A 3,161-nucleotide genomic window follows, 5' to 3' on the forward strand; every position below is an offset into this window, starting at 1 on the left:
GACGCTCAAGCGCTCCACCGGTGGGGTCGTGGCCGGTGTCGACGGTCCTGCCTTCGAAGCGTGGCGCGTCGGTGCGATAGCCGGATACAGCCACACCAATTTCGACGTGAAGGACCGTGCCTCGTCCGGCGACAGCGAGAACTACACGCTCGGGTTCTATGGCGGCACGCAATGGAACCAGTTCAGCCTGCGCGCCGCCGCGATCTACACATGGCACAATATCGAGACGGACCGCACGGTGGCCTTTCCCGGCTTCGCTGACAGCCTTCAGGCAAAATACGACGCGGGAACCTTCCACGTCTTCGGCGAAGCCAGCTACCGTGTCGATACCGTCCCGGCTGCCTTAGAGCCCTTCGCCAACCTGTCCCATGTGAGCCTTCACACCGATGCCTATTCGGAAAGCGGCGGCGCCGGCGCGCTTCATGCCGACGGTGAGACCACGGACACAACCTTCACAACGCTCGGGCTGCGAGCCTCGACCGGTTTCGACTTTTCCGGCATGCGGGCCACGGCACGCGGAACGATCGGCTGGCGCCATGCCTATTGCGATACGATCCCGCTTTCCACATTCGTCTTCAGCGGCTCCGACGCATTTGCCATAGAAGGCGTGCCGATCGCCAGGGATGCCGCTGTCGTCGAGGCTGCCATTGACCTGAATCTCACCGACGATGCCGTTTTCGGTGTGACCTACAGCGGACAATTGGCTTCAGGCGGCCAGGATCACGCCTTCGGCGCGAGAGTAGGCGTAAAATTCTAATACACCGGCCAAAAGTAAGCAGCGGTTCGTGCTAGGATTTCACGCAAAGAAAGTGGGGCTGATCGCTGAAATGCCGAAAATTCGTCGCTCTTCCACCCCCGTCAGGGAATTTCGGCAGGGACCTGTTCTCTCTCGACTGCCACCAAGCAGTCTTTCTCCGATCCTTGGCTTCGCGGCGTTCGCACTCGTCGCCTGCCAATCGGCATCCGAGGTACCGCCCGCTCCTCCACCCCAACCTGCCCCGGCTGCCGTTGCGGCTCCGGCTTCTCCGGATTTGGCGGTGTTGGACCAAACCGTGGCGATCACGCCTCCCGGCAAGGGCGTTCCGGCTAGGTATGCCGCGTTTTCAGGCATATGGGCCGGACGGCTGGATGGCATGTATGAAGGCAAGCTGGCCGTGCTGACGGTTTCTTCGGGCGGTCAGGTGACGGTCAGCTATGCGTGGGGCGATGTGGCCGACTACAAGCCGGGGGTCGCCGACGGCGCCGGCAGGATTGTCGGAAACACATTGAAGCTCGGGCGCCTGCCGAATGGCGCGGACGCCACCTTTACGATGCAGCCCGACGGAACGTTGGCCGTCACCTATGCGCTTGCCGGCCAGACCTACAGGGGCCAGTTCGCCAGGCAATAGTCCACGGAACGGCAGTCGACGAGATTGTCAACGGACCGCACCTCGATCGCGGGGATTACCCTGGCAGTCCGCATGTCACCCTGCGACGTGCTGGCAAAGCCCGAATCGGCTATGCCTCTGCCATGCAGGAAACGTCCCTCTACGCCCCGGTGAAGCGGTTTCTCGAGAGCCTGGATTTCACCGTCAAGGGCGAGGTCGGCGACTGCGACATCGTCGGGCTGCGCGATGGCGAGCCGCCGGTGGTCGTCATCTGCGAGCTGAAGCTGCAGTTCAATCTCGAGCTCGTCCTGCAGGGCGTCGATCGCGCCGCGGCCTGCGACGAGGTCTGGCTCGCCGCCAGGATGTCGGCGCGCGGCAAGGGCCGCGAGCACGACCGCCGGTTTCGCGCACTATGCCGGCGGCTCGGCTTCGGTTTGCTGGCGGTTGATGGAAAAGGCAAGGTCGAGCTGCTGCTCAGCCCGGCTGCCGTGCCGCCCCGGCGCGACCCGAGGCGGCGCTCGCGCCTGGTCGAGGAACATCACCGCCGCAAGGGCGATCCTTCCATCGGCGGCAGCACGCGAAGAAAGCCGATCATAACCGCCTACCGGCAGGAGGCTATCGCCTGCGCCGCCGCCATGGCCGATGGCCCGAAGCGGCCGCGCGACCTCAAGGAACTCTCGCCGCGCGCGGCCAGCATCCTTCTGCACAATTACTACGGCTGGTTCGCCAGGGCCGAGCGCGGCATCTACGCGTTGACCGAAGCCGGCGTCGCCGCTGTCCAGTCACAGGGCCGGGCAATCGCATATAGCAGCGCCAGCCCCCTCTCCGTCCGCTACGCGGACACCTATCCCCCATTTCATGGGGGCGAGGAACGCTAACTTCTGACGTCGCGGCCTTGAAAAGCTTGGGTTCCTCGCCCCAACAAAGTGGGGGAGAGGTGGCTCGGCGAAGCCGAGACGGAGAGGGGGAGCGCCATATGCGATTACCCTGAGTCACAAGGGGGTAGTCGAGAGTTCGCTTTAGGGACCTTCGCGCAAGGACGGCGTTTCAGAACCGCTCGCGGTAATCACGCGGGTTGGTGCCGAGGGTGCGCAGGAAGCCGCGTCGCATGGTCTCTTCCGAGCCGAAGCCGCAGCGCCGGACCGCCTGGTTGACGGCCAGTCCCTGTTCCAGCATCCGTCGTGCGGCCTCGATGCGGATTTCTTCGACCGCGCGGGCGGGTGTCCGGCCGGTTGCCTCGCGATAGTGCCGCGAAAAGCTGCGTGGGCTCATATTGGCGCGCTCGGCCAATGTCGTCAGCGAAAGGTCGCTGCCCAGATTGTCCAGGATCCAGCCATGCAGTTTGTCGAAGCGCCCGTCGCCATCCTGCAGCTTGAGGGTCTGGCTGAACTGCGCCTGGCCGCCAGGGCGTTTCAGGAAGACGACCAACTCGCGCGCCACCGCAAGCGCCATGCGTCGGCCAAGGTCGGCCTCGACGAAGGAAAGGGCGAGATCGATGCCCGCCGTCACGCCGGCGGACGTCCACACGTTGCCGTCGCGAATGAAGATCGGGTCGGGTTCCAGGCGGACCGCCGGAAAGCGTTGGGCGAACTCGGCGCAGCGTCCCCAATGGGTGACCGCGCGGCGGCCGTCGAGCAGGCCTGCCGTCGCCAGCAGCATGGCGCCGCTGCAGACGGAAGCTGTGCGCCTGGCGTCGCGCGAGCGGCCGATGACCCACTGGACAAGCTGGGATCCTCGCAGGCGGCATTGATGCCCCATCCTCCGGGCACGATCAGCGTGTCGAGTCCAGAGCCT

General features: G+C 65.0%; 3 protein-coding genes and 1 pseudogene. 3 read left to right on the top strand and 1 reads right to left on the bottom strand.

Translation table 11 applies throughout. From position 1 onward, the window contains the following. The 3 genes from EOA38_RS31815 to EOA38_RS31825 all read left to right on the top strand — a co-directional run. The coding region (locus tag EOA38_RS31815) for an autotransporter domain-containing protein (protein WP_210213002.1) at positions 1-757 on the top strand (757 nt) is incomplete at its 5' end. A gap of 280 nt (positions 758-1,037) precedes the next feature. Beyond that, positions 1,038-1,388 (top strand): hypothetical protein, encoded by a 351-nt coding sequence (locus EOA38_RS31820; protein WP_245464827.1) that lies wholly within the window; start codon positions 1,038-1,040, stop codon positions 1,386-1,388. A 122-nt stretch (positions 1,389-1,510) separates the two neighbouring features. After that, on the top strand, positions 1,511-2,245 hold the full coding sequence (locus EOA38_RS31825) for a DUF2161 family putative PD-(D/E)XK-type phosphodiesterase (RefSeq protein ID WP_127301088.1): 735 nt from the start codon (positions 1,511-1,513) through the stop codon (positions 2,243-2,245). A 169-nt stretch (positions 2,246-2,414) separates the two neighbouring features. Here EOA38_RS31825 and EOA38_RS31830 read toward each other — a convergent pair. Beyond that, a pseudogene (locus tag EOA38_RS31830) lies at positions 2,415-3,161 on the bottom strand (helix-turn-helix domain-containing protein); the annotation flags it as partial.

This window comes from Mesorhizobium sp. M1E.F.Ca.ET.041.01.1.1, from assembly GCF_003997355.1.
Lineage (GTDB): Bacteria > Pseudomonadota > Alphaproteobacteria > Rhizobiales > Rhizobiaceae > Mesorhizobium.